The 22711-nt window shown below is 43.5% G+C and carries 22 protein-coding genes and 1 pseudogene; 10 read left to right on the top strand and 13 right to left on the bottom strand.

What is annotated here, in order from left to right; translation table 11 throughout:
* Window positions 1-598 precede the first annotated feature (598 nt).
* The 7 genes from P4361_RS07920 to P4361_RS07890 form a co-directional block, all read right to left on the bottom strand.
* Window positions 599-859, bottom strand: coding sequence for a sporulation YhaL family protein (locus P4361_RS07920; protein WP_082316026.1), 261 nt, complete (start codon window positions 857-859; stop codon window positions 599-601).
* 81 nt (window positions 860-940) lie between these two features.
* Complete coding sequence (locus P4361_RS07915) at window positions 941-2251, bottom strand: MFS transporter (RefSeq protein ID WP_328088916.1); 1311 nt, start codon at window positions 2249-2251, stop codon at window positions 941-943.
* 380 nt (window positions 2252-2631) lie between these two features.
* Window positions 2632-3591: a 3'-5' exoribonuclease YhaM gene (gene yhaM / locus P4361_RS07910; RefSeq protein ID WP_062236691.1), complete on the bottom strand. Its 960-nt coding sequence runs from the start codon at window positions 3589-3591 to the stop codon at window positions 2632-2634.
* 36 nt (window positions 3592-3627) lie between these two features.
* Entirely contained in the window at window positions 3628-4980 is a 1353-nt protein-coding gene (locus P4361_RS07905; protein ID WP_053355561.1) for a sensor histidine kinase, read from the bottom strand.
* Window positions 4977-5648 carry a response regulator transcription factor gene (locus P4361_RS07900; RefSeq protein ID WP_053355562.1) on the bottom strand — a complete coding sequence of 224 codons (672 nt, stop codon included), beginning with the start codon at window positions 5646-5648 and terminating at the stop codon, window positions 4977-4979. Before P4361_RS07900 ends, P4361_RS07905 begins: the two co-directional genes overlap by 4 nt.
* 77 nt (window positions 5649-5725) lie before the next feature.
* Entirely contained in the window at window positions 5726-8755 is a 3030-nt protein-coding gene (locus P4361_RS07895; protein ID WP_328088914.1) for an AAA family ATPase, read from the bottom strand.
* Window positions 8756-8768: 13 nt separating this feature from the next.
* The gene (locus P4361_RS07890; RefSeq protein WP_328088913.1) at window positions 8769-9980 is read right to left on the bottom strand and encodes a DNA repair exonuclease; all 1212 of its coding nucleotides are present in this window, start codon (window positions 9978-9980) and stop codon (window positions 8769-8771) included.
* Window positions 9981-10174: 194 nt separating this feature from the next.
* Between P4361_RS07890 and P4361_RS07885 the strand changes: the two genes are divergently transcribed.
* Both P4361_RS07885 and P4361_RS07880 read left to right on the top strand, forming a co-directional pair.
* Complete coding sequence (locus P4361_RS07885) at window positions 10175-10360, top strand: YhzD family protein (protein ID WP_082683496.1); 186 nt, start codon at window positions 10175-10177, stop codon at window positions 10358-10360.
* A 96-nt stretch (window positions 10361-10456) separates the two neighbouring features.
* Entirely contained in the window at window positions 10457-10891 is a 435-nt protein-coding gene (locus P4361_RS07880; RefSeq protein WP_062236706.1) for a GNAT family N-acetyltransferase, read from the top strand.
* A 140-nt stretch (window positions 10892-11031) separates the two neighbouring features.
* Here P4361_RS07880 and P4361_RS07875 read toward each other — a convergent pair whose 3' ends face one another.
* From P4361_RS07875 to P4361_RS23215, 4 genes and pseudogenes are all read right to left on the bottom strand, one after another.
* Window positions 11032-12516, bottom strand: a complete 1485-nt coding sequence (locus P4361_RS07875) for an aldehyde dehydrogenase family protein (protein ID WP_053355567.1) — start codon at window positions 12514-12516, stop codon at window positions 11032-11034.
* 154 nt (window positions 12517-12670) lie between these two features.
* On the bottom strand, window positions 12671-13558 hold the full coding sequence (locus tag P4361_RS07870) for a Cof-type HAD-IIB family hydrolase (protein ID WP_328088911.1): 888 nt from the start codon (window positions 13556-13558) through the stop codon (window positions 12671-12673).
* 337 nt (window positions 13559-13895) lie between these two features.
* A complete protein-coding gene (locus tag P4361_RS07865) occupies window positions 13896-14258 on the bottom strand; it encodes a YlbF family regulator (protein WP_156316400.1) in 363 nt (120 codons plus the stop codon).
* A 33-nt stretch (window positions 14259-14291) separates the two neighbouring features.
* A pseudogene (locus tag P4361_RS23215) lies at window positions 14292-14393 on the bottom strand (hypothetical protein); the annotation flags it as partial.
* A gap of 123 nt (window positions 14394-14516) precedes the next feature.
* Between P4361_RS23215 and P4361_RS07860 the strand changes: the two are divergent.
* The 5 genes from P4361_RS07860 to P4361_RS07840 all read left to right on the top strand — a co-directional run bounded on the left by P4361_RS07860 (window position 14517) and on the right by P4361_RS07840 (window position 19713).
* Window positions 14517-15872, top strand: coding sequence for a YheC/YheD family protein (locus P4361_RS07860; RefSeq protein ID WP_053355571.1), 1356 nt, complete (start codon window positions 14517-14519; stop codon window positions 15870-15872).
* A 79-nt stretch (window positions 15873-15951) separates the two neighbouring features.
* A complete protein-coding gene (locus P4361_RS07855) occupies window positions 15952-16833 on the top strand; it encodes a PucR family transcriptional regulator (protein WP_256226677.1) in 882 nt (293 codons plus the stop codon).
* Window positions 16834-17002: 169 nt separating this feature from the next.
* Entirely contained in the window at window positions 17003-18100 is a 1098-nt protein-coding gene (locus tag P4361_RS07850) for an ABC transporter ATP-binding protein (protein WP_256226678.1), read from the top strand.
* Window positions 18101-18311: 211 nt separating this feature from the next.
* Complete coding sequence (locus P4361_RS07845) at window positions 18312-19067, top strand: transporter substrate-binding domain-containing protein (RefSeq protein ID WP_248251610.1); 756 nt, start codon at window positions 18312-18314, stop codon at window positions 19065-19067.
* Complete coding sequence (locus P4361_RS07840) at window positions 19060-19713, top strand: amino acid ABC transporter permease (RefSeq protein WP_082316029.1); 654 nt, start codon at window positions 19060-19062, stop codon at window positions 19711-19713. Before P4361_RS07845 ends, P4361_RS07840 begins: the two co-directional genes overlap by 8 nt.
* 41 nt (window positions 19714-19754) lie before the next feature.
* Here the strand turns inward: P4361_RS07840 and P4361_RS07835 are convergent, their stop codons facing one another.
* Window positions 19755-20018 carry a hypothetical protein gene (locus P4361_RS07835; RefSeq protein ID WP_248251608.1) on the bottom strand — a complete coding sequence of 88 codons (264 nt, stop codon included), beginning with the start codon at window positions 20016-20018 and terminating at the stop codon, window positions 19755-19757.
* A 68-nt stretch (window positions 20019-20086) separates the two neighbouring features.
* The gene (locus P4361_RS07830; protein WP_053355577.1) at window positions 20087-20290 is read right to left on the bottom strand and encodes an alpha/beta-type small acid-soluble spore protein; all 204 of its coding nucleotides are present in this window, start codon (window positions 20288-20290) and stop codon (window positions 20087-20089) included.
* Window positions 20291-20527: 237 nt separating this feature from the next.
* On the opposite strand from P4361_RS07830, the gene P4361_RS07825 reads away from it, so the two are divergent.
* From P4361_RS07825 to P4361_RS07815, 3 genes are all read left to right on the top strand, one after another.
* On the top strand, window positions 20528-21766 hold the full coding sequence (locus P4361_RS07825; protein WP_328088910.1) for a DUF2157 domain-containing protein: 1239 nt from the start codon (window positions 20528-20530) through the stop codon (window positions 21764-21766).
* On the top strand, window positions 21753-22259 hold the full coding sequence (locus tag P4361_RS07820) for a GDYXXLXY domain-containing protein (RefSeq protein WP_328088909.1): 507 nt from the start codon (window positions 21753-21755) through the stop codon (window positions 22257-22259). The genes P4361_RS07825 and P4361_RS07820 overlap by 14 nt, the downstream gene beginning before the upstream one ends.
* A gap of 90 nt (window positions 22260-22349) precedes the next feature.
* Window positions 22350-22685 carry a hypothetical protein gene (locus tag P4361_RS07815; RefSeq protein WP_053355579.1) on the top strand — a complete coding sequence of 112 codons (336 nt, stop codon included), beginning with the start codon at window positions 22350-22352 and terminating at the stop codon, window positions 22683-22685.
* Window positions 22686-22711: the final 26 nt, after the last annotated feature.

Genomic DNA, 22711 nt, shown 5'->3' with positions numbered 1-22711 from the left:
AAAGTTAATTGAAGTGGAAGATGCGAGACTCCTGCGGGACTAGCGTGACAGGTGAGACTCCCGCCGGTGCTTGCACCAAGAGGCTCACCGCACGCCCCGCGGAAAGCGAGCAGCCTGGAACGGAAATCAACAGCTTACAGACTTCTTGGACAGCCCCTTTTTTTATATGGTTTGGAATAAATGAATGGGTCGAAATTTATCGAATTGTGTTAATATAAACTGTTCGATAATAAAATAGAGTGTTTCGATTATAAAATGGTTTTTTCGATAATAAAATTACCCGTTTCGATAATATACTTCTAATATCGATAATATATTCTTTTAGCACTCCTAAATAAATGATAAATCATAATTTCCAAGTTGAATAATCTCTAAATGTCTGCTCTGACCAGCTATATTTCAACTAAGAAGAGAAAAAACACATAGAACTGGCAGATTTTTAACGCTTTTTACACCGATTACTCGTTTTTCAGCCTGGTTAAGTGTTTTTCCACATCTTCACTACTGTTTACCAACCTTTCCCGCCCGTAAAAACAAAAAACCGCCCAACAAGGTTTCATACACAGTACCTTGCCGGCCGGCTTGTTAAACATTTACCCTATTTACTTCTGCGTTCACGTTCTTCAGCGATTCGTTTCATGAATACTTCCCCTTCTTGTTCAATCACCTTCAGGTCGAGAAGCTTTTGTTCAGAACCTAAATTGTAGCTCCGGTATCCGCTGAAGATGATGCCTGCGACCACAAAGTATACCCAAAATGGCGTTAAATCAAAGAAATATTGAAGAGGAGCAACAAATTCTTTTAAAACAAAAGCAACAATGAGTAAGACTCCAAGTCCCAGGGCTACATATCCTTTCATTCCTATTCCTCCTAAAGACAAGCTTCGTATTCCCATCTTATGAAGCATGGAAGAAAGATATGTCATTTGATTATTGTTTTTTTAACCTGCCGCGTTGGGAGCAACTGACTTTTGTTTTTCTGTCTCTCCCATTTTTCTATCATGCAGACGGAACATCACGTGATATAAGCCTGCACTGATTACGGTTAGAACGAACAGCATAAAGAACGTCCATTGAAAACCAATCCACATGGTAAGCGGAATTGCTAACGGTGCTAAGCTTCGCCCGATGGAGAAACGCAGTCCTGCTGCGGCAAAATATTGTCCGCGCATATGTTCCGGAGCCAACTTGGAGATAAAGCTCTCCTGAATGCCGACGACCATCAGCTCAGCAGCTGTAAAGACAGTAATAGCCAGGAAAAGGAACCAGATGACGGTCGTGTTGCCGTAAAGCAGCATACCTACTCCATATAAAAGAGAGGAAATGACAAAGATGTTTCCTTCTTTGTATTTGTTCATCCACTTTGACATAAAAACGGTAAACAGCGCGACCAATAAACCATTTGTTGATACGATGTAACCGAACGCTTTTTCACCTGAAAGCGATAGTGACCAGTCACCGAGATGAAGCAGCGTCTGTACAGGAACCTTTTCTGTCGTATACACCGCAATCAATAAATCAAGCTGCATAAAGGTCTGTGCGACGAGCACACCTGCCAGAATAAACAATAGGAAAAGTTTATCTTTTGCAATTACCCGGTAATCTCTCAACTGATCCCAGACGACCTCGGACCATTTTTTCGGCTCGCCGTTCTTGTCTTCAACAATCGGCTTCTTCTCCGGCACGGTTTCCCTGATAAACCTCTGCAGGACAAAAGTCAGGATAATGCCAACAATCGTACAGGCCAGCAGCAATTCAAACCGGTAATCGAAAAAGAAGATGCTTCCCAATGCCGGTCCGAACACAACTGAAATGTTAATGCTCGTATAAAAGACAGCAAACACTTCACTGCGGTTCTTCTCAGGCACTACATCCGCGATCATTGCATGGCTTGCCGGCCAATACAAAGATCCGAACAAACCTAATGCCGTAAACGCCAAAAAAGTCAGCACAGGCGAATTCAGCCAAGGAGAATTGGCCAGTGCGAACAGAGCAAAGGAAACTGCCTGCCCTCCACCGGCAACCACCATCATTTTCTTTCTTCCGAATGTATCGGCACAATAACCGCCGACCAGGTTGGTTACGACTCCCACCAACTGGGAAGCGACCAGCAGCATACCGGCTTGTTCTTTTCCAAGTTCATCGGAAAAATAAATCGCCATATACGGGAAAAACATCCAAAACAGCAGATTAATTACAAACTCTCCCAAAAGCCGAACTTTAATATTTCTGTCCCAATCTTTCCACTTCATCCCTATCACTCTCTTTTCATATGTTTCAATCAAATAACAATCAACCGATCTCTTGAGCGCTTATAATTGGAAAGTGCTGAAATTGGGCATAAAAAAGCCTATAGCTGCGCATTCCACGTCAACTATAGGCTTCTATTACGTGCTGAAGGCTATAGCATGACAAATGGGTCCATCGCTCAAGAGAAAAGGTCATAACTAAATAAATCACACTTGTACGCTATAACGTAAGGAAACAGAGCTCCTTCAGCCGTCCGGTACAACATTTGATTTAGTTAGTTATTTAGCAGACACCTTTTCTTGAACAATGGGTTTCATTTGTCATTGCCTCCATCTCATTTATCTCTCTCTCTAAATTTACCATATTCAAATTGTTACGACAATTACTTTTTTGCTAATTCTTTTTCAAAAAGCGGTTTGTAGAGGCTGCGGTTTTCCAGAGGAAAGATTTTTTCCGTGAATTCCCCTGGTTCCACCTTGACCAGCGCTCTGTCCATCATGTTGATTTTCGCATCGAAATTATCAATCATATGAAGGATCTCCGCTTCACGGATCATCGGTGCTTTCGGGCTTCCCCATTCTGGTTTGCTATGATGGCTTAACACGAGATGCTGAAGGACCGTTACTTCCTCTCCTTCAATTTCCAGTTCTTTTGCGATAATCCCGATCTCATTCACCATAATGGAAATGTGGCCGAGGAGCTTTCCTTCCAGCGTATAGTTGGCAGCCACAGGACCGGACAGTTCAATCACCTTGCCCAGGTCATGAAGGATGATGCCGGAATAAAGCAGATCAGTATTAAGCGAAGGATACAGGGTTGATATTCCCCTGGCCAGATCAAGCATGGACACGACATGGTAGGCAAGACCAGAAACGAATTCATGGTGATTTTTCACGGCTGCAGGGAACTTTAGGAAATCATCCTGATATTTCTTTAAAAGGTTCCTTGTAATTCTCTGGATGTTAGGATTTTGCATCTCAAAAATGTACTGTGTGATTTTCTCCATCATCACATCTTGTGTAAGCGGTGCTGTTTCTACAAAATCACTAATCTTCACGCCGTCAATCTCAGATGCCGGACGGATATGTTTGAGCTTGAGCTGCATCTTTCCTCTGTAGTTGCTCATATCACCGGTAACTTTGATCAAAGCCTGTGGAACATATTGCTGTTCGTCCTCCGGGGAGCAGTCCCATAGTTTTGCATCGATATCCCCTGTCTGGTCCTGCAGGATTAGGTTTAAAAAGGGTTTACCGTTGCTTGCTGTAGATTTTGTGGATGATTTTATCATTAAATAGGAGTCTACCACTTCTCCCACTTTATATTGAGCAAGACCTTTTTTCATTATGCCACCTCATATTTTATTTTATATTGTTTAAACTTATGTCTGCCTGTCCTTTGGAAGAATGACTTCGAATAGAATACCATCTTCAATATTGGTCACTTTGGGTATTCCGCCATGCAGCTCGGCAATTCGATTCACGATCGCTAATCCAAGACCGAACTGCCCTTTATTGCCTTTACGGAAAGGCAGGAAAAGATTTTCACGGTCCCGGTCTGAAAGCTGCTCTCCATCATTCCATACGCCAAGGGTGATGTTGTTTCCTTCTTCTTTTGCCGATAATATGATCTCGGATCGTGCATACCTCATCGCATTTTGGATAAAGTTCTCAAAAACGATTGTGATCTGCTCACGGTCACCCCAGAATAAAACTTCATCACCAATGATGGAAAGCTCAATATCATCCCGCTGAAAACGGAAACGGCTGATAATTTCTTCCGCAAGTACTCCAAAATAGATCATTTCCCACTGAAGGGTCTGTTGTTTCAGTGTATCAAGCTTTGTATAATACAGCATGTTTTTTACCCGGTTTTCCATCCGGTCGGCTTCACTTAAGATTACATCCATCATATCTTCAATGTTATTTTTCGGCATGATGCCGTCCTTGACCGACTGGGCATAACTCTTAATGGTCATGACCGGTGTTTTCAGTTCATGTGAAGCATGCTGGATAAACGTCTTTTGAGCAGTATCGTATCGGATCAGATTCTGGCGCATGGATTCAAACTGCTGCGAAAGCTTCTGGAATTCATCGTCTTCATGCCAGATGAAGGGCTCTTTCCAGTTTCGCTTGGCGATCTGTTCAAACCGTCTGCCCAATATCGTCAATGGAGCGCGAAGATAGCGGGCCATCCAAAGGGCCGGGATAACGGCAATCATCCCTGTGAAGAATAAGATCCAGAGAAGCCGTGTCCATAGCCGGTCCACCATCTGGTCACGGTACGTATCCCACATATAGGAAATTAAATAAAAGTCGCCATGTGAATCAGTTTCCAGTCTTTTAACGATGTAAAACAGCGTGGCATCGCCATACGTCAGTTCATACTTCTGCTGGTCAGACTTCTGCTTATAGGCGTGTGAACCCATTTCAGCCAATACGCGATCGGGAATATAGTCTCCTTTTGTGCCAAGATAATCATTTTTAATGACCACATGTCCGACAGAACGGCCTAATTTTCTGCGCTCAATAAAATCAATCGATGTATCAGGCTGAGGAATCTCTTTATCCTGATCCATAAGTTTATCCTGTTCGATTTTGATAATCTTATAGGTTTCATCTGTCATCGTTTTTTTAATAGATAGCGGAAAGATAATAGCAAGAATAAGCCCTATGAGAAGAATTAAAAGGGCGAACGATATCCAGATTCTCTGTGTCAGGTTTAAACGGATCATGAGGTAACGATCCTATACCCGTTACCATAGACCGTTTCAAGATTTAAGCGCGGCATCTTCTTTCTTACCCGCCGGATGACATCATCAACCGCACGTTCAGATCCGAAGTAATCAGAGCCCCACACGTGAGCTAGGATCTCTTCCCTGGCTTTTGAGGTACCAAGATTTTCAATCAAATACAGCAAAACGTCCATTTCTTTTGACGTCAGATTGATCAGTTCCTCGTCAAAGGTAATCTTTCTCGCGACCGGATCAATGATATACCCCGTGATTTCTATTTTTTTAGGAACCATTGCTCCGCTTTCATATACCCGAATCAGAAGTTTTTTAGCACGTATGACAAGCTCCCTTGGCATAAATGGCTTTGCAAGATAATCATCACTGCCTAATTCCAGACCGACGATCCGGTCGAGGTCCTGATCCCTGGCTGAAATAAAAATAACCGGAGTATCGGAATGCTGTTTAATCTTTCGTAATACTTCATATCCGTCAATTCCAGGCAGCATAATGTCTAATATCCAAAGATGAGGGGTATCTTCTACGTTTTTCGCGGCCTCTTCGCCATTGTCAAAAACGGTCACGTTCCAGCCTTCCTGTTCCATATACGCTTTTAAAACCTGTGAAAGATTCTCTTCATCTTCCACCAGGTAAACATTATAGTCACTCATTGGTCGTTCCCCTCCTGTGTGCAGGTTCAGCTCTGTAAGCACTTCTGCTACTCTTTTTATATCATAAACACGTCAATTTATAAAAACGCACCGTCGCCCGGTCTGACAGGCTGCGGTTCCTTTAAATGGATGACCGGTACGGAAGGCCTGTCACTGAACAGCGTTTCATGGCACGTAAAGAAGATGATCTGATGCTTTTCACCGATCTCCATGAGCAGGTCCAAGGTCTGTTTTGTACGGACAGGATCAAAATTAACGGTCACATCATCCAAAATCAGAGGCATTCCTTCTCTCTGGTATAAAGAAGCTAGGGAAAGCCGCACACATAAGTATAGCTGTTCGGCTGTCCCGCGGCTTAACTCCACGGGATTGAAACGGACACCGTCATTCCGCTCAATGATTAAACTTTCCTTTTCCCCTGCCAGGAATAAATCCGCGTATTTTCCAGCGGTGATGCGGGAGAAATATACTCCTGCCTTTTTTATAATGGCAGGCAGCCGCTCCGCATGAAACTCTTCTTTCGTTCGTTTCAGCAGATCCGCAGCTGTCCTGTAAACGGCCCACTTTCTTGCTTGATCCTGCAGAATATCCTTTAACGTTTCATATCGCTGCAGGCATTCCGAGTAGCTGCCCTCTTCCTGCAGCTGTTGCAGGCGAAGGGACAGTTCAGCACTTTTGCCCTTGAAGCTTTCTAACTCCTGCTCACTTTCTTTAAGATAGGCTTCTGCCGCAGCAATCTCCTTTTCCAGATTAAAAGATTTGTCCAGCAGCCTGTCCGAAAGATTGAAAATTTCTTCATCGCTGTATCCAAAAGCATAAAGCTGCAGCGAAGCCTGTGACAGTTGCTCCTGTATCTTTTTCCTTGAATCTGCCGCTTCTCCCTTTTTTCTGTAACTCTCTTCGTTATCAGCACCGGCTTGTTGAAAGAGCCGGGTTCTTTCTGCTGTGTAACTTAAACGCTTCGTCAGTAATTCCTGTTCATTCTCAACAGCTGCCCGTTTTGCTTCCTGAAGCAATTCAAGCTTCCGCTGCTTTTCCTTTTCCTGCTGAAGCAGCATACGCGCTTGCATTATTCTCTCATGATAAGAGGCATGCTCTGAAAGGCCGAGCTGTTTTGAAAGCTGGTTCACATCTTCTAAAATAACGGAAATATTAACTTGAAGCTGCGAAAGCCTTTCTTCCAATTGATATTTTTCGATCAATAGTTCCTTCAGTCTTTCAATCTTTTCAAAATAGCCAGGCAGAAGCAGGTGCTGCCAAGGTCCATTAAATCCATTTTCCCTGCTCCACTCCTGGATGCTGGCCTCGTTGTCAAACTCCTCCAGCTCCAGCTTGTCATAGCCGGCTGCGGTTTGCTGGTAGGACTGTTCCAGCCGCTTTGTTTCTTCCTGAAGCCTATTGTACTCATTGCGCTGCGCTTGCTCCTCGATCCATTGCTGCTGTAGACGGTCAAGCTCTTCAAAATTTGAAATGCCCGCAAGCTGTTCTTCAAGCTTTTGCAGCTGCACCAAGAGAGCCGGAAGATTTTCCTTCCCCGTATGGCTGCCTCTTTCTTTCATTCTGCTTTTCATCCAATACAGGAAACCGGCACCCAGCGCCAAAGCTGAAAGCAAAGCTCCAGCCATTTCGCCTTTACTTACAAGATAGATGATAATGACGGCAATAAAAACAAATAAGGCTCCTGCCGGAATCCAGTTCTTTTTCCGGGGAGCTGAGCGTGACGAACTATTCCCCTCTGCATTTTTGATCTGCATCTGAAGCTGTTCTTTTTCGAGCATGAGCCTTCGATAGGTTCTATCCTGATCAGCATGTTCCTTCAGTTTCTGAAAATCCGCTTCATGGAGCAGCTTTCCTTTTGCAAGCTTCATCCGCTCCTCTGCTGATTCCAGACGGCTGCGGGAGGCTGTCAGCTCCTGATTCATCCATTCTTTCTTCTGCTGCAGCAATTCATGGTTTTTTGTCATGAGAACAAGGCCGTTTTTTGCTACAAGTCCATTGTTCAATTCATAAAGGTTATTGTCTTCTCCTTCATAGCCTGTTTCATGAATAAGACGATGAATTTCTTTGCTTAGCAATTCAGCCTTTTGGAGCAAGCCCGCTTTGTCGTTCAAGAGACTCTCAAGATAATGGATTTTCTGTCCAACGGCTTCAATACGCGCCTCTTCTTTCAGTACTTGTTCATCGATTGCCAGAATTGCAAGCTGCTTTTCAATTTCATCGTTCTTATTCTTGCAAACTGCCAAGTCTCCTTCAAGATCAAACAGCTTTTCCTGCAAATACTCCAGCCGCTGCAGTCCATTTTCAGGAAACTCACCCTCTTGCAGCTGATCGAGCGCCAGTTTATTTTCTTTCCACTTCTGCAGAGGCGGAAGCACCGATTTCCACTTTTGAGCCTGATACCATTGTTCCTGATGATGAGCCTTTTCTTTCTCCGCTCTTTGTATAGAGTCCTTCACTTCTTTTAATTCCAAAGCGGCGGGCTGAAATTCTTCGTTTTTCCTTTTCCACTTCAGCAGATCTTCTTCTGCCCTGTGGAGCTCCTGAAGCATTTCGTTGATCACCGGCTTCCTGCCGCCAGGTTTAAAAAGCGCCGCCTGCTTTTTTTCCAGCAGGGCTTCAAGCTCCTGCAGCTCCTTACTGCCTGTCATACCCGCGCCGAGCAGATAGCTCCCCAGCTGATCCCGGCTGATCTTTTCGATTTCCTGGAGTCCATCGATGTCAAAACAATAGATTCCTTGAAAAAGCGAACGGTCCAGCCCTTTCAGCACGCTTTGCAGAAAATCTTCACCAGCCTGTTCACCATTCTCCAAATAGACTGTAACATCACCTGCCGCTTTTCCTGCTACGCGCTCAATGGCCAGTTCTCCGTGTGATTCTGTCATTAATGTAAGAGATCCGCCCATCCGGTTCCCATCTTTTGGCTCATACCTTCTTTCGCTGGTAAGCTTAGAAGGAAAACCAAAAAGCATACATTTAATAAAACTCATCAAGGTAGATTTACCCGCTTCATTTTCTCCAGAAATAAAGCCCGCTCCCTTGGACAAATCCTTTATTTTGAGGTTTTGAAACTTGCCAAAATGATAGATGTGCAGTTGTTTAATCCACATAGCTTCATACCTCCTATTCTTTCAGCAAAAACCGTAATAGAAATGTTTCTGCCTCCTTGATGATTTCTTCTTCCTCTTCTGATTCAAGAGGCTTTAAATATCGTCTGGCTCTTTTGTGCAAAAACAGCTCTCTCGTGGTTTTCAGCATCTCTTCGTATTCACTGCTGTTGTGCAAAAGGGCTCCGACGAACCCTCCATCGTTCAATAGCTGATCACGATTCCAGCTTCTTCTTAAACTATTTATAACAGCGAACGGGTAAACAAAAGATGAGTTCTCCTCTTCACCGTCTTGAAGGGTCTCCATTAAGTCATCCAGGAACAGTTCATCACTCAGCTCATGAAATAAAGAAGAATCGCCCACTAAGATCAGTTTAAGAAGTATACCCTTTCCTTCTGTTCTGGCATTCTCTTTCACTTCGATACACGTTTCAATCACTTCCGACATGGCCGAACATCCCGTAAGATCAATGAATTCTTCCTTCCATAGGATGTCTGCCATTGCGTGGAAGTCCCGTAGTCCGTTATTAGTGTCGACGATATAACAGCCTTTCTCACCCGTTTCCTTTTGATTTCTGCCTTGAATGTTTCCAGGATAGATAACAGAAGGATCCTGGCAAAGCTCCATTCTCTTATGAATATGCCCGAGAGCCCAATAGTCATATCCCTTCACTAAAAGCTCCGTCACTTTAAACGGCGCATAGGATTCATGTTCGCTTTGTCCATCTGCGTTTCCGTGCAGAATACCGATATGATAAGCTTCATCCTTTTTCTCCGGAAAATGAGGCACACGGTTCTCGGCTACAGACCGTTTCTCATAACTGAATCCATGCAGCATGGCTGCCAGCTTTCCGTTTTTATAAAAGGGCACCGAGCTTGGAAGCCCTCCCTGAAAAATATGAACAGTCATCGGCCATTCAATATCTATCCATGAACCTTCAAGATGATCATGATTTCCATGAACCATAAAGGTGTAAATATCGTGTTTTTCCAGTCTCTCAAGCTCTTTCCGAAAATAAGTCTGCGCTCGTAAACTTCTGGAATCCCCATCATATATATCACCTGCAATCACAACAAAGTCCACCTTCTCCTTTATTGCAAGGTTTACTGTTGCAGTAAAGGATCGGAAGGTGCTGTTTTGTATCCGTTTAAAAATAGGTTTGGGCAAATATTTCAATCCTTTGAAAGGGCTGTCCAGATGAAGGTCAGCACAATGCAAAAACTTCAACACCCATCTCTCCTTTTTCTTACACATTCTAACCTTTATTTTACCATATATACGAAAGCACGTTCTCGTATTTGGGAAAATACCCATAATTGTGGCAGCTGTTTTGAAAAGTGAAGGAAAACATAAAAAAAAGCAGGGAATTTGGCGAAAAACAAGAAATATAATTTAAGAATCTTGAAGGGAGTTTTCACACCATGAATAAGTATTTTCTTACCGTATACGATAAGAGCGGCGAAAAACTGCTCGACGAAACCATTCAGGCCCAAGACGACCAGCAAGCCAAAACACTTGGAGAAGAGCGATTGAAGGAGAAAGAGTACAGCGAGCGCACTCATCGCCTCACTTCTCCAGCAGGTGCCCTGCTTCTCTTTCATCGCTGATCATAGTTTCCGCAGGCCGATCTGGCTGCATATAAGCCAGACATCTCTGTATGTTCATTTCCTAATTTTCTTATCTTACCAAAAAGAGGTGCGAAGATGAGTGAAATTTTCATTCGGAGGGGGACGATTGAGGATAGCCTGTCTCTCTCTTATTTAATGGGCGATCTCGGCTATCCTACCACTGAAGAAGAAATGAGAGACCGATTAACGTATATTCTTCAGGATCCTTCCTACATTTGCTTTGTCGCTTGCTATAATGATCTTGTCATTGGAATGATCGGTCTCGTTAAGGGCTATTATTTCGAGAAGAATGGGACATATTTGAGGATTATTGCCCTCGTGGTCTGTGAGGAGTATCAAGGAAATGGATTCGGCAAATCGTTAGTGCGCCATGCGGAAGAGTGGGCAGAGGAACAAGGGTGCACATCCATTGTTCTCCACAGCGGAAAACACCGTACCGATACCCATGAGTTCTACCGTAACCTTGACTATGACGATACCGGACTTCGCTTTATAAAAGTTATGATTTAAAAACAACATAAAAAAGCCCGGCTGCTGGATCTAGCAGCCGGGCTTTTCGTTTCCGTTCAGTTATTGACCCCTTAATCATGTATATCTATTTGCCTGTGCCGAGTCGCTTCCCTGGATCACACATGCTTTTGCTTGTCTTTTTATTTTAGGTTAACCCACACACTTTTTACTTCTGTGTAGTTATTTAGCGCATAAGAGCCCATCTCACGGCCCATTCCGGATTGCTTGTATCCGCCGAATGGAGAAGCTGCATCAAACGCATTGTAGCAGTTAATCCAGACTGTACCGGCTTTTAAGTTATTGGATACATAGTGTGCCGTTTTTAAGTTTTCAGTCCACAATCCTGCAGCAAGACCATACTCAGAACGGTTCGCACGCTCGATAACTTCGTCCAGGTCTTCAAACGGCATCGCCGCTACAACCGGTCCGAAGATCTCTTCTTTAGCGATCGTCATCTTATCGTCTACATCCGCAAAAATAGTAGGCTCTACAAAGTAACCTTGCTCAAACGGCCTCGTTCCTCCCGTTAACAGTTCGGCTCCTTCATCTTTCCCTTTTTCAATGTAGCTCATGACACGGTTATGCTGCTCTTCGGATACAAGCGGCCCCATCGTAGTGTCCGGATCAAGGCCAGGACCCTGCTTAATGTTCTTCGCATGGGAAACCATGTCCGCCATTACATTGTCAAAAGCTTTCTTTTGAATGAATAATCGGGAACCTGCGCAGCAAACTTGTCCTTGGTTGAACATGATTCCGCCCAATGCACCAGGAATAGCACGTGTCATGTCTGCATCCGGAAGAATGATATTCGGTGATTTACCGCCAAGCTCAAGCGTTACACGTTTTAGTGAATCTGCTGCATTTCTCATGATCATCTTACCGACTTCAGTTGATCCGGTAAAGGCGATTTTGTTCACTTCCGGATGATCAACAAGAGCTGCTCCTGTTTCACCCGCACCTGTTACTACATTCAGAACGCCCTCTGGGAATCCTGCTTCTTGAGCAAGCTGTGCAAGATAAAGAGCAGACAGCGGAGTTTGCTCAGCTGGCTTCAGGACAACTGTACAGCCTGTTGCAAGTGCTGCACCAAGCTTCCATGCAGCCATTAAGAGCGGGAAGTTCCAAGGGATGATTTGTCCTACAACCCCAACCGGCTCGTGGCGGGTATAGTTAAAGAAACTCCCTGCAACCGGGATGGTTTGTCCGACGATTTTAGTTGCCCAGCCAGCATAGTAGCGGAAATGCTCAATTGCTAGGGGAACATCTGCATTCATCGTTTCGCGGATCGGTTTCCCGTTATCCAGCGTATCAAGCTGTGCAAGCTCTTCTTTGTTCTGTTCCATCAAGTCTGCAAGCTTATAGATTAAATAACTGCGCTTCGCTGCGCTCATTTTAGTCCAATATCCAGAATCAAAAGCTTTTCGCGCCGCATCAACCGCAAGATCGATATCTTCTTTTCCACCTTCTGCAACAAGCGCCAAAACCTCTCCTGTTGAAGGATTAAGTGTTTCAAACGTTTTTCCTGATTTAGAGGTTACCCATTCACCATTGATAAAAAGTTTCTTCGTGCCGTTTAGAAATTCTGCCACCTTTGGCTTCAAATTCAGGTTAACTGTTTTTTCCATTACAATCCTCCTCATATACTTGTTCCTTACATCAAAATGATTCGACAGCACTTTATGAAAACCCTTTCAAAATTTGTCGTTTTTTCAATCTGTAATAAAAATGAAATATATTTTACATTAAAACCCAAAAAAGCCCCGTTTCGGAGCTTTTTCGTTAATATAGTTCCACTCTCAGCTGCTTTCGGAAAACTTCTTTTATCATATATGGCACTCCGAGCTGATCGTTCGTCCTGGTGATCCAATTAGCAGCCTGTTTCACATCTTCAGGAGCATTGCCCATGGCCACTCCAAGCCCCGCCATCTCAATCATTTCCCTGTCATTATGAGAATCACCGACAGCCACCATCTCCTCAGGGGTCACATCAAGCTTCAAGCCGAGCAGTCTTAATGCATTGGCTTTCGTGACATTGGGGGAAGTAATTTCGAAATTGCACTTCGTCGAGGAGGTATACTCAAAATTGGCAAAATGCGTCCTCAAATGCTGTTCCGCTGACCGCCGTTCTCTTTCCTCAAAGAACTGAACATCAATCTTAGATGGGGTAATCTCTTTTTCCAGTACATTACTGCTCAGGCTCTCCTGAAACGTTACCGGATAGAAAAGCGGATCCCCTGCACCCAATGTTACCTTCGCAACGAGCTGGTTTTTCTGCTGAACCTGGTTTCCGACTGAGAAACGTTCATGCACGAGCCGGATATGGCAATTGTAATTCTCTAAAATATTGACGATCCGAAACGTGTCTTCTTTTGAAATATGTGATTCAAAAAACGGTTCATCCACACTAGAAGCGATAAACCCGCCGTTTTGGCTGATTAAATAACCATCAAGTTTCAATGCCTTAGCGATCTTTTTTGTAGATGGAAAATTCCTCCCTGAGGCCAGTGTGATATAAACACCCTTCTTCTTCACATAATCTATCGCTTCCCTCGTTTCCTTATCCATACGAAAATTGCTTCTCAACAGGGTCCCATCGATGTCAAGAATCAGCATCCGGTATACCATGGCAATCCCCCCTCTGTATCGAATAAAGACTCTCTCTGTCAAAATGTATTCCCCTATCGAAGAAGGTAGAACAGATAAAGAAAACACAGCTTGCGTATTGGGCAGGCTGATGTTGCACTTATGCCCATCGAAAATGCTGAAGAACCTGTAACGGGGACGCCCAAAAAAGCGTTTTATGAGAATGCCCCGAAGAAGTTATCCGAATTTTCTAAAAGGATCAATTGTACTTCATTTTCGCTCAATTATTTTGAGTTCGGCGCAATTAATCTGAATTAGGCGCATTTATGCAATGGTTTGGCTCAATCCGCCCCCCGTGCAACAAAAAAAGCCGTCTCCCTGCACAAAATGCACACCGGGGACGGCTTTTTACATGATATATTTACTGCTCGTTATCTACCATTGGTCCGTAGATCTCTTCGAGCGGCTTAGTGATTATTTTATTGAGATCAGAAATGGTTAGGCTCATGCGCTGTTCAGTTGCCATGAGTTTGCTGATGATTTCATTTTGCTGAACGGCTTGGAACATGGCTTGAGCTTTTTCCACTTCCTCTTGTGTTACTTGTTCGCCGGTCATTTGTTTTTGCTGAAGGCCCATTTGCAGGTTGCGGAATTCTTCAAACATTTTTTGTGCTTCTGCATCGGCATTAACTTCTGCATAGCATTGTTTTAATGTTTGGAAATCCTCGCTGTCGCGCAAAGCTTTTTCAAGGCTGTATGCCAAGTCATAAATATTAGACATGATTGTATTCCTCCTCAAATCTCTGAATCTCTACCACTATAACAGACCTTGCATGAACATCACAATTAAAGCCTGGACGAACCCGATGGCTCCTCCCAGCAATACGCCAAGCCAGGTAATCATTTTTAGTTCTTTTCTCGCATTTGTCTCCTAATTGTTAAACACGATTTTCTTACTGCTTTCATAGGATACGATATCGGCATAAGCCTAATCAATCGAGAATGCCATCGCAAAGTGCACTTCTCGTGGGGAGGGAAAGAAATGCAGCATGTACTTCCAATCTGCAAAGGCAAGGATGATGGAAGCAGAGTCTATGTGCCGGAATATCTCTTACAACACGGCAGGCACCGCGTATCCTTGTCCTTTGGTTCAAGAACCGTTTTATGTGAAGCTGTTCCTCATGCCAAAAGGGAAATTCAATTATCGAAGTCCCTTTGGGATTTGCTGTCCATACCTTTTGAGGCAAAAATCCACGTACATATTGAAGATTCACGCATCCTGATCGGGCCGCTTGTGGGTATTTTTACATCAGGGGTGGGCCTTTTCCCTTCCCGTCCGGTAGGAGAGAGATCTTCTTTTTTCAGTAAGCTTCTCTCTGCAGACCGACAAGTCGGGGCTTATTATTTTGTATTTGGTCCTGAGCAAATACAGCAGAAAAATCGGATGATTCAGGGATTCTTTTACTCGGAGAAAGGATGGTCACAGCACCTCGTTCCCCTTCCCTCCATCATCTACAACCAGATTCCCAATCGGCGAACAGAAAGCAGCTTGAAATATCAGAAAGCTGTTCATCTGCTTGACCTTGAATGGGAGATTCCATTCTTTAACCCTTCTTTTTTCAGCAAATGGGAGATTTTTCAGTTTCTGCAAAAGGATAAGGAGATGAGGGACTACCTGCCCTATACGGTGATCAATCCAGGAGTTCAGCTAATTGAAAATATGTTAAACACGTATTCTGCTGTTTTCTTCAAGCCGATCGGGGGCAGCCATGGCCGAGGAATTCTTTCCGTGCACAAAGAACCGGCTGGAGGTTACAGCTGCAGATTCCTTGAAGATCACCATCCTAAAATCGAGCATTTCCAAAGTTTGATCTCTCTTCTGAAAACACGCAAACTCTATGGGCGGCTTCAAGATACGCTAGTACAGCAAGGGATAGACTTGATCACTTGGAAACAGCGGCCGGTTGACTTTAGAGTGCATACGAATAAAAACCGGGACGGAAAGTGGGTGGCCAGTGCGATGGCCTCAAAGATTGCCGGTACACAGGCCCATACCACACATCTGGCTTACGGAGGTGAAGTAAAGCGGGCCGAAGAGGTAATCCAGCATGCCGGCCTGCCTTCAAAATCAGCTTTGAAACTTACAAAAGCCGCGTTACAGCTCAGCCATAAAATTGATGAGAACATATCAGGCCTCATCGGAGAAATTGGATTTGATCTTGGCTTGGACCGGCACGGAAAGGTGTGGCTGATTGAAGCCAATTCCCGTCCAGGAAGGGGCATTTTCTCCCATTCTTCCTTTAGAGCAGAAGATTATTCGACGAGAATGCTTCCTTTGCAATATGCTGTTCATCTCGCCAAACAGGCCTTTGTTTCCAAAGGGCTGAACGTGACCTAAGTGCAGGTCCCCTCCTTTTTTGTTATATCCTGATCTGCACTGGTATACTAACAGTAGATTAAACAAAGGGGTTTTCGGCATGCTATCCAAACTTAAAGATTATTATGGAGACCATTTCACTATATCTGCCAGCCGCCCGGAACACTATTATTGGTTTGCAGATCAAGAGGGAAAAAGATTCGGGATTGCCAAATCAGCGGTTACCTCAGATGAACTGTGCTTATTAAACTCGCTGTTCTCACAAGAAGCTGAAGTACCTCTCTCTCAGCAGCAAATCTTTTGGAAGAACGTGCTCGAAGGAAATCCATCCGAAAAAGAGGCCGGTACCAGCTTCAGGTTCATTCATTTCTTTCTAAAAAGCCCCCTTTCCGATCAGGAAGCAGAAGCATTTATGGAAGCCGTATCTGGTATTTTCCCTTCTGAAGTAACCGTTTTGTTTATAAACGCTCATTATGGCGTTCTGATCGAACCGAAAACAGATGAAGCGAAAGAATTGCCCTACGATCAGGTAAAATCTGTCCTGACGGGTGATTTTTACACCGATCTGGACTTGTTCCTCGGGATGTGGCTTCAGGATTATGAACCCGCAGCTGAACAATTCAAACTGGAAAGGGAACTGTTCTCTTCAGTGCGGCCGTTTCTTCCACCACAAGAGGTGTACAGCCGTGAAGACCTTGTCCCTTATCTGCTGCTCACCCAGACGGACAAGCCTGCCCATCACTATATTTCCCAATTGATCCCGGATGAGCTATTTGACGACAGAGACCTCATCCAAAGCATCAAAGTGTTCCTTGAATGCAACATGAACCTGTCGATGGCGGCAAAGAAACTTTACATCCACCGAAACAGCCTTCAGTACCGGGTTGATAAATTTATCGAGAGAACTGGAATTGACGTTAAACAATTCAAACCAGCCGTTGCAGTGTATCATGCGTTAATCAGCCGTGAACAAGCAAGGTAAAGTTTTAAGGTGGTTTTTTTGGCAAAGCCTAAAAAACCATTTGTGCACTATGCACAAAAATAGCGCTTTCATTTCGGACAAGCCTCCAATATACGAAAGCCCTTACATTCGATACAATGAAGGCAACCAGCAAATGCTTTTCTTTTGCGAACTTAAGGAGGCAGTAACAATGGCAGAAATTAAACTTCAAAATATTGTGAAACGCTATGACAATAAAGTCACTGCAGTACATGACTTTAACCTTGATATTAAAGATAAAGAATTTATTGTATTCGTTGGGCCGTCCGGCTGTGGTAAGTCCACTACTCTTCGTATGATTGCAGGACTTGAAGATATTTCTGAAGGAGATCTTGTGATCGGCGACCGTGTTGTAAACGATGTCGCTCCTAAAGACCGTGATATCGCCATGGTTTTCCAGAACTATGCCCTTTATCCGCACATGAACGTATATGACAATATGGCATTCGGGCTGAAGCTTCGCAAATTCAGCAAAGAAGAAATCGATCGCCGTGTAAAAGATGCTGCGCGCATCCTTGGACTAGAACAATACCTTGACCGTAAACCGAAAGCTCTTTCAGGCGGTCAGCGCCAGAGGGTTGCGCTCGGACGTGCCATCGTTCGTGATGCTCAAGTATTCTTGATGGATGAGCCGTTATCCAACCTTGATGCAAAATTGCGTGTTCAGATGCGTGCTGAAATTTCCAAGCTGCATCAGCGTCTTCAAACAACGACGATCTATGTAACGCATGACCAGACAGAAGCGATGACGATGGCAACTCGAATCGTTGTTATGAAAGACGGACACATCCAGCAAGTAGGATCACCGAAAGAAGTATACGATACTCCTGAAAATGTGTTTGTCGGCGGATTTATCGGAAGCCCGGCGATGAACTTCCTCCAAGGAAAAGTAGAGGACGGATTCTTCGTCATCAATGATATCCGTGTTGCCATTCCTGGAGGCAAAATGAAAACGCTGAAGGACAACGGTTACCTTAATAAAGAAGTAACCCTCGGAATTCGTCCAGAAGACATCCATGATGAGCCTGTGTTCCTTGAGTCTTCTACAAATACAAAGATCACTGCCCGCATTGATGTAGCAGAGCTGATGGGAGCTGAAACTTTCCTGTACTCTACAATCGCTGGCCAAGATTTCATCGCACGTGTTGATTCCCGTACAGATGTTCAGAACGGGCAAAACATTCATCTTGCCTTTGACATGAACAAAGCGCATTTCTTCGATAACGACACTGAAGAGCGCATTAGATAATTTCAAGTTCAAAACCTCTTTTCTTCCTAAGAAAGAGGTTTTTTTATTTTTTCTTCATTTCATGTGAAAATCGTTCTAAAATAGGGAATAATGTTTAATCATTGACAACAACTTAGTTTACTGATTAAAATGACTAAAGAATTCTGATGTGTTTTATCGGTTTAAACTAAAAAAATAATCCAAATTTGGATTTATAACGGAGGTTTTTTACATGAAAAAGCTGTGGGCATTACTCATGGTTTCTGTCATGCTTGCGGGTGTGTTAACCGCTTGCGGCAACAATGGGGAAAAGAAAAAAGAGTTGACGATCGGAACGGAAGCTACATACCCTCCATTCTCTTATCGCGACAAAAAGACGAATGAAGTCACTGGCTATGATGTTGAAGTCGCAAAAGAAGTGGCAAAACGCCTTGATATGAAGCCAAAAGTTGTACCAACCGAATGGAAGAACATGTTTAGTTCTCTAGGAAAGCGATTTGACATGGTAGCGAATCAGGTAACGATTACTCCGGAACGCAAAAAACAATTTGCTTTCTCCAGTCCTTACACCGTGTCTGGCGGGAAAGTAATTGTTAATAAAAACAACAAAGACATTAAAAGCATTAAAGACCTTAAAGGAAAAGTGGTAGGAACCACACAAGGAAGCAACTATGCAGCTCAAGCTGAAAAAGCGGGAGCAAAAGTTAAATATTACAAAGGCATTGCTCAAGTACTGACTGATCTAGATGTTAACCGTGTGGATGCTGCCTTAAATGATGAGCTCTTTATTTTAACCGAGCTTAAAAATACAAAATACAATGTGAAACCTGTAGGAGAGCCATTCTCAGAGAATAAAATGGCATTTGCTTTTAAGAAAAATGATAAAGATTTAGCAAAAAAAGTGGATAAAGCACTCGCTGACATGAAGAAGGACGGCACTCTTTCCAAGCTTTCCAAAAAATACTTTGGAGCAGATGTAAGTGAGTAGTTCTCTCCAATACATGGTGGACTCCCTCCCGTTTTTACTGGAGGGAGCCAAAATCACCGTTATCCTCAGCCTTGGTTCCATAATTGGCTCGCTGATTTTCGGCCTGATCATTGCACTTTGCCGGATGTCGAGCAACAGTGTGCTTGTCCGTTTTGCAAAGATTTATATCTCTTTTTTTCGCGGAACACCGCTCCTTATTCAATTATTGATCTTATATAATGGTTTTACATTTGCGATTACCCCTGAAGGATGGCAAGCAGCTCTCGTAGGATTGATCCTGCATTTCAGCGCTTATATTGCAGAATCATACCGCGGAGCCATTCAATCCATTCCAAACGGACAATGGGAAGCCGCCTATTCCCTCGGCATGAACTACTTCCAAACGTTCAGGGAAGTAATTTTTCCGCAAGCTTGGCGGATTGCTATCCCATCGATCTGGAATTCATTGATCGATGTTGCTAAATCCTCTTCTCTGGCTTCGGTGATTACCGTTCCAGAACTTACTTCCATTGCAGACCAGCGCAGTGCATCAAGTCTCATCGTCCTGCCGGTACTCTTGGAAGCCGCACTTATCTATTGGGGTATATCCACCCTGCTTGAATGGGGCCGCGAACGCCTGGAACGGCGATTACGCCTGGTAAAATAAAAATCACCGCTCTTTTTAAAGAGAACGGTGATTTTTTTTGCCTATTGCAGTTCCTCTGAGTTCCATTCAGAAATAAACATAATCATTTCATGCCGGCATATCCGGCAATAATACATATGCGGGCACTGGCCTTCTTTAAAATCAGCCGGATAACCATTTTCAAGCTTTAATCCATCGGAATCCACATAAGGGCTGTAATCATCGAAGTAATCGCTCAGCTTCCCTAGATCTTCACTCAAATTACCGCATTCCGGACAGCGGAAGGCAACATTATGTAATTGATTGCAAACCGGGCACATACTCATTTTGCCTTCCTCTTTTCCTTATCAAAAAGGGCGGATTGCTCCACCCTTCTACAGCCATGATTATAGAGTTATCGAGCTGATCCGCTGATTTGTTGTTGAGCCATTGCTACAAGACGTTTCGTGATTTCTCCACCTACAGATCCGTTAGCACGAGCAGTTGTGTCAGCTCCTAATTGAACACCAAACTCAGAAGCGATTTCGTACTTCATTTGATCAAGAGCTTGTTGAGCACCAGGTACTGCTAATTGGTTTGAGCTATTGTTGTTTGCCATTGATATCACCTCCTCTTGAAACATATTGTGCATCAATTAAAAAAGGTTATGCGCCGGTTTTTTTCCAATTTATGTGGAATGGCCCCAAACGCTGAAAATACAGCATCCTCTTTCCACGTGTGACATATCTTTGGGTTGAGGGTGAAAATATTAACGTGCTCTGTTACAGTGGGGGTGAAGAATACAACGTTTTATTCGACCTGCATTTTTACAAATTTAAAGAATCGGGGTGGAACATTGAGTGACAAGTGGCTAATTAAAGAAGGGAAGACGTGGGTACAGGATGGAATTATTACGGAAGAACAATACAAACAGATTCTTTCAAAATATCCAGACGGGCATTCAAAGCAAGGAATCGGACTCATTCCCGTCTTTGCAAGCATTCTCATCGGCCTTGGGATTTTATCCTTCATCGCTTCCAACTGGGATGGAATATCACCTCTCTTCCGTCTGGTGCTTCTGATTGCTGTTCTCAGTGTGTTCTACACAGCTGGCCATGTTCGGCTAAAAAAAGGAAATCCTGTTCTGGGAAGAGCTTTTATAGCCCTCGGAATCGCGGCTTTTGGAGCTGGACTTATCCTGCTTGGCCAAACGTTTCATTTCGTATCCTATGATGCACGCACTTTTATCATTTGGTCCGTTCCAGCTTTGCTTTATCTTTATTTATTTCGCGGGAAGCTTTTGTTCTTTATTTCCTTCGCGATCCTGACCGGAGGCCAGCTTTATGCATTATCCGAATTCTCCAGCTACAGCCATGTGATACTTATTTTGTTCGCGATTGGTCTAGGCTGGTTCGTTTCCGCTTCAAAAGACAAGCTGCTTACTTGGTTTTTTTCTGCCGGTCTAGTTTTGCACCTTGTCCTTTATGCCTTAACACTTGAGGATAACTGGCTCTGGCTGATTGTAATCTTGATCGGCTTATATGCCGCAGCTGAAGGATTGAACCAAAATCTCGCTTCACCGTTGCGTTTTTTTACAACGGGTGCTGCCTTTATCACCAGTTTGCTGCTTTATTTCTTCTTAACCAATACTGCCAGTTCGTTGGATTATCCTGATCCGTCATGGTTTGGCATCATATATGTTCTGTTGTTTGCTGCAGTTGTATCCGTAAAAATGAAAAAGGGCACTTTCCCCTCATTTTTGAAGACAGGATTATTATTTTTCCCCTGGTTTTATTCCACATTCCTCATTGGGGAATTCACAGCAGGCATCATTTATTTGATCACGGCATTCCTATTCTCCGGACTTCTTTTGACGGAAGGATATCAGAAAGAAGAACGGTCCCAGATCAATTGGGGAATTATCCTGTTCTTGATTGTAACGTTCATCGCATACATCAATCTGGCGTGGTCATTTATGCCAAAATCTCTCTTCTTCCTGATTGGCGGAATTCTCCTGTTTGCTCTTTATTTCGTTTTGCAGAAAAAGAAAAAGGATGTTCTGGAGGAAGGCGGTGATTCTCATGAAAAAAAATAAATGGTGGATAGGGCTGATCGTTCTTCAAGTACTTGTCCTTTTGGGAATTGCAGCCAGTTATTATGCAGCAGATTACTATGGCAAGGAAATTGTTTTAAAAACAAAGCCTGTTGATCCTTCCGATGTTTTCTACGGAGATTACGTAACGCTGAACTATGAGATCAACGAAGTCTCTTTCTCACTTTGGAATGGTAAATCCATCGTGGATCCAACCCCTGTTTATGCTGTTCTGTCTCCGGATAACGACGGCTCATATAGGGTAACCAAGGTAACTAGTGATCGTCCTGATGTTAAGGGGCAGCAAGTATATTTAAAAGGAAAAGCCACACCTTCTATGGAAGGATTCCTGCACCTTGAATATGGGCTTGAACGTTATTATGTAAAAGATAACACCGGAAAACAGCTTGAAAGGCCTCAGCGTGAATATAAAGTAACCGTTAAGGTCGCATCTTGGGGCAAAGGCGTCATTCAGAGGGTTCAGCCTTTAAATTAACCCTCTCACATACGATTTATAACGTGTACTCTCCTGGCAACAGGGTTTATTCTGGTGGTTTCAGGGTACATTGTTAAAGAGGTGAGCATAATGAGCGAATTAAAAATTATCGACGTAAAAGACCATATAAATAACTGGGCTGGACATCAGATTTCCATCCGAAAAGAAGAAAATGGAGATTTGGATCAGATCAACATTCAGCTGGAAGAGGCGACTTTTGAACAGCGGGATTCCATTGATGACTATCTATCCGATAATGTCATGTTCCTGCACGGTAGAGCTTACAGTACGGAAGATGGAGAGTCGACTGAACTTCCATCTGTTTTATATGAAGTTCCCCTTGATGGAATTAACGGAATCAATATTGATGGCAGCATCATTTCATTTATAACAAACAGAGGGCAATATGCCATCATAAAATCATAAAAAAGAGCCCAATAAGGGGCTCTTTT

Origin of the sequence: Fictibacillus sp. B-59209, assembly GCF_036216745.1 — a bacterium.
In the GTDB taxonomy this organism is placed as follows: Bacteria; Bacillota; Bacilli; order Bacillales; family Fictibacillaceae; genus Fictibacillus_C; species Fictibacillus_C marinisediminis.
The sequence above is the reverse complement of the archived record's forward strand: the minus strand, read 5'-3'. Positions and strand labels throughout refer to the sequence as shown.

What these genes read in the sequence shown, in the direction of transcription:
- P4361_RS07815 (WP_053355579.1), top strand. Translation starts at nt 22,350, where the DNA reads ATGAGCGAATTAAAAATTATCGACGTAAAAGACCATATAAATAACTGG.
- P4361_RS07845 (WP_248251610.1), top strand. Translation starts at nt 18,312, where the DNA reads ATGAAAAAGCTGTGGGCATTACTCATGGTTTCTGTCATGCTTGCGGGT.
- P4361_RS07880 (WP_062236706.1), top strand. Translation starts at nt 10,457, where the DNA reads ATGAGTGAAATTTTCATTCGGAGGGGGACGATTGAGGATAGCCTGTCT.
- P4361_RS07820 (WP_328088909.1), top strand. Translation starts at nt 21,753, where the DNA reads ATGAAAAAAAATAAATGGTGGATAGGGCTGATCGTTCTTCAAGTACTT.
- P4361_RS07875 (WP_053355567.1), bottom strand. Translation starts at nt 12,516, where the DNA reads ATGGAAAAAACAGTTAACCTGAATTTGAAGCCAAAGGTGGCAGAATTT.
- P4361_RS07850 (WP_256226678.1), top strand. Translation starts at nt 17,003, where the DNA reads ATGGCAGAAATTAAACTTCAAAATATTGTGAAACGCTATGACAATAAA.
- P4361_RS07905 (WP_053355561.1), bottom strand. Translation starts at nt 4,980, where the DNA reads ATGATCCGTTTAAACCTGACACAGAGAATCTGGATATCGTTCGCCCTT.
- yhaM (WP_062236691.1), bottom strand. Translation starts at nt 3,591, where the DNA reads ATGAAAAAAGGTCTTGCTCAATATAAAGTGGGAGAAGTGGTAGACTCC.
- P4361_RS07855 (WP_256226677.1), top strand. Translation starts at nt 15,952, where the DNA reads ATGCTATCCAAACTTAAAGATTATTATGGAGACCATTTCACTATATCT.
- P4361_RS07900 (WP_053355562.1), bottom strand. Translation starts at nt 5,648, where the DNA reads ATGAGTGACTATAATGTTTACCTGGTGGAAGATGAAGAGAATCTTTCA.
- P4361_RS07895 (WP_328088914.1), bottom strand. Translation starts at nt 8,755, where the DNA reads ATGTGGATTAAACAACTGCACATCTATCATTTTGGCAAGTTTCAAAAC.
- P4361_RS07830 (WP_053355577.1), bottom strand. Translation starts at nt 20,290, where the DNA reads ATGGCAAACAACAATAGCTCAAACCAATTAGCAGTACCTGGTGCTCAA.
- P4361_RS07885 (WP_082683496.1), top strand. Translation starts at nt 10,175, where the DNA reads ATGAATAAGTATTTTCTTACCGTATACGATAAGAGCGGCGAAAAACTG.
- P4361_RS07835 (WP_248251608.1), bottom strand. Translation starts at nt 20,018, where the DNA reads ATGAGTATGTGCCCGGTTTGCAATCAATTACATAATGTTGCCTTCCGC.
- P4361_RS07915 (WP_328088916.1), bottom strand. Translation starts at nt 2,251, where the DNA reads ATGAAGTGGAAAGATTGGGACAGAAATATTAAAGTTCGGCTTTTGGGA.
- P4361_RS07860 (WP_053355571.1), top strand. Translation starts at nt 14,517, where the DNA reads ATGCAGCATGTACTTCCAATCTGCAAAGGCAAGGATGATGGAAGCAGA.
- P4361_RS07920 (WP_082316026.1), bottom strand. Translation starts at nt 859, where the DNA reads ATGAAAGGATATGTAGCCCTGGGACTTGGAGTCTTACTCATTGTTGCT.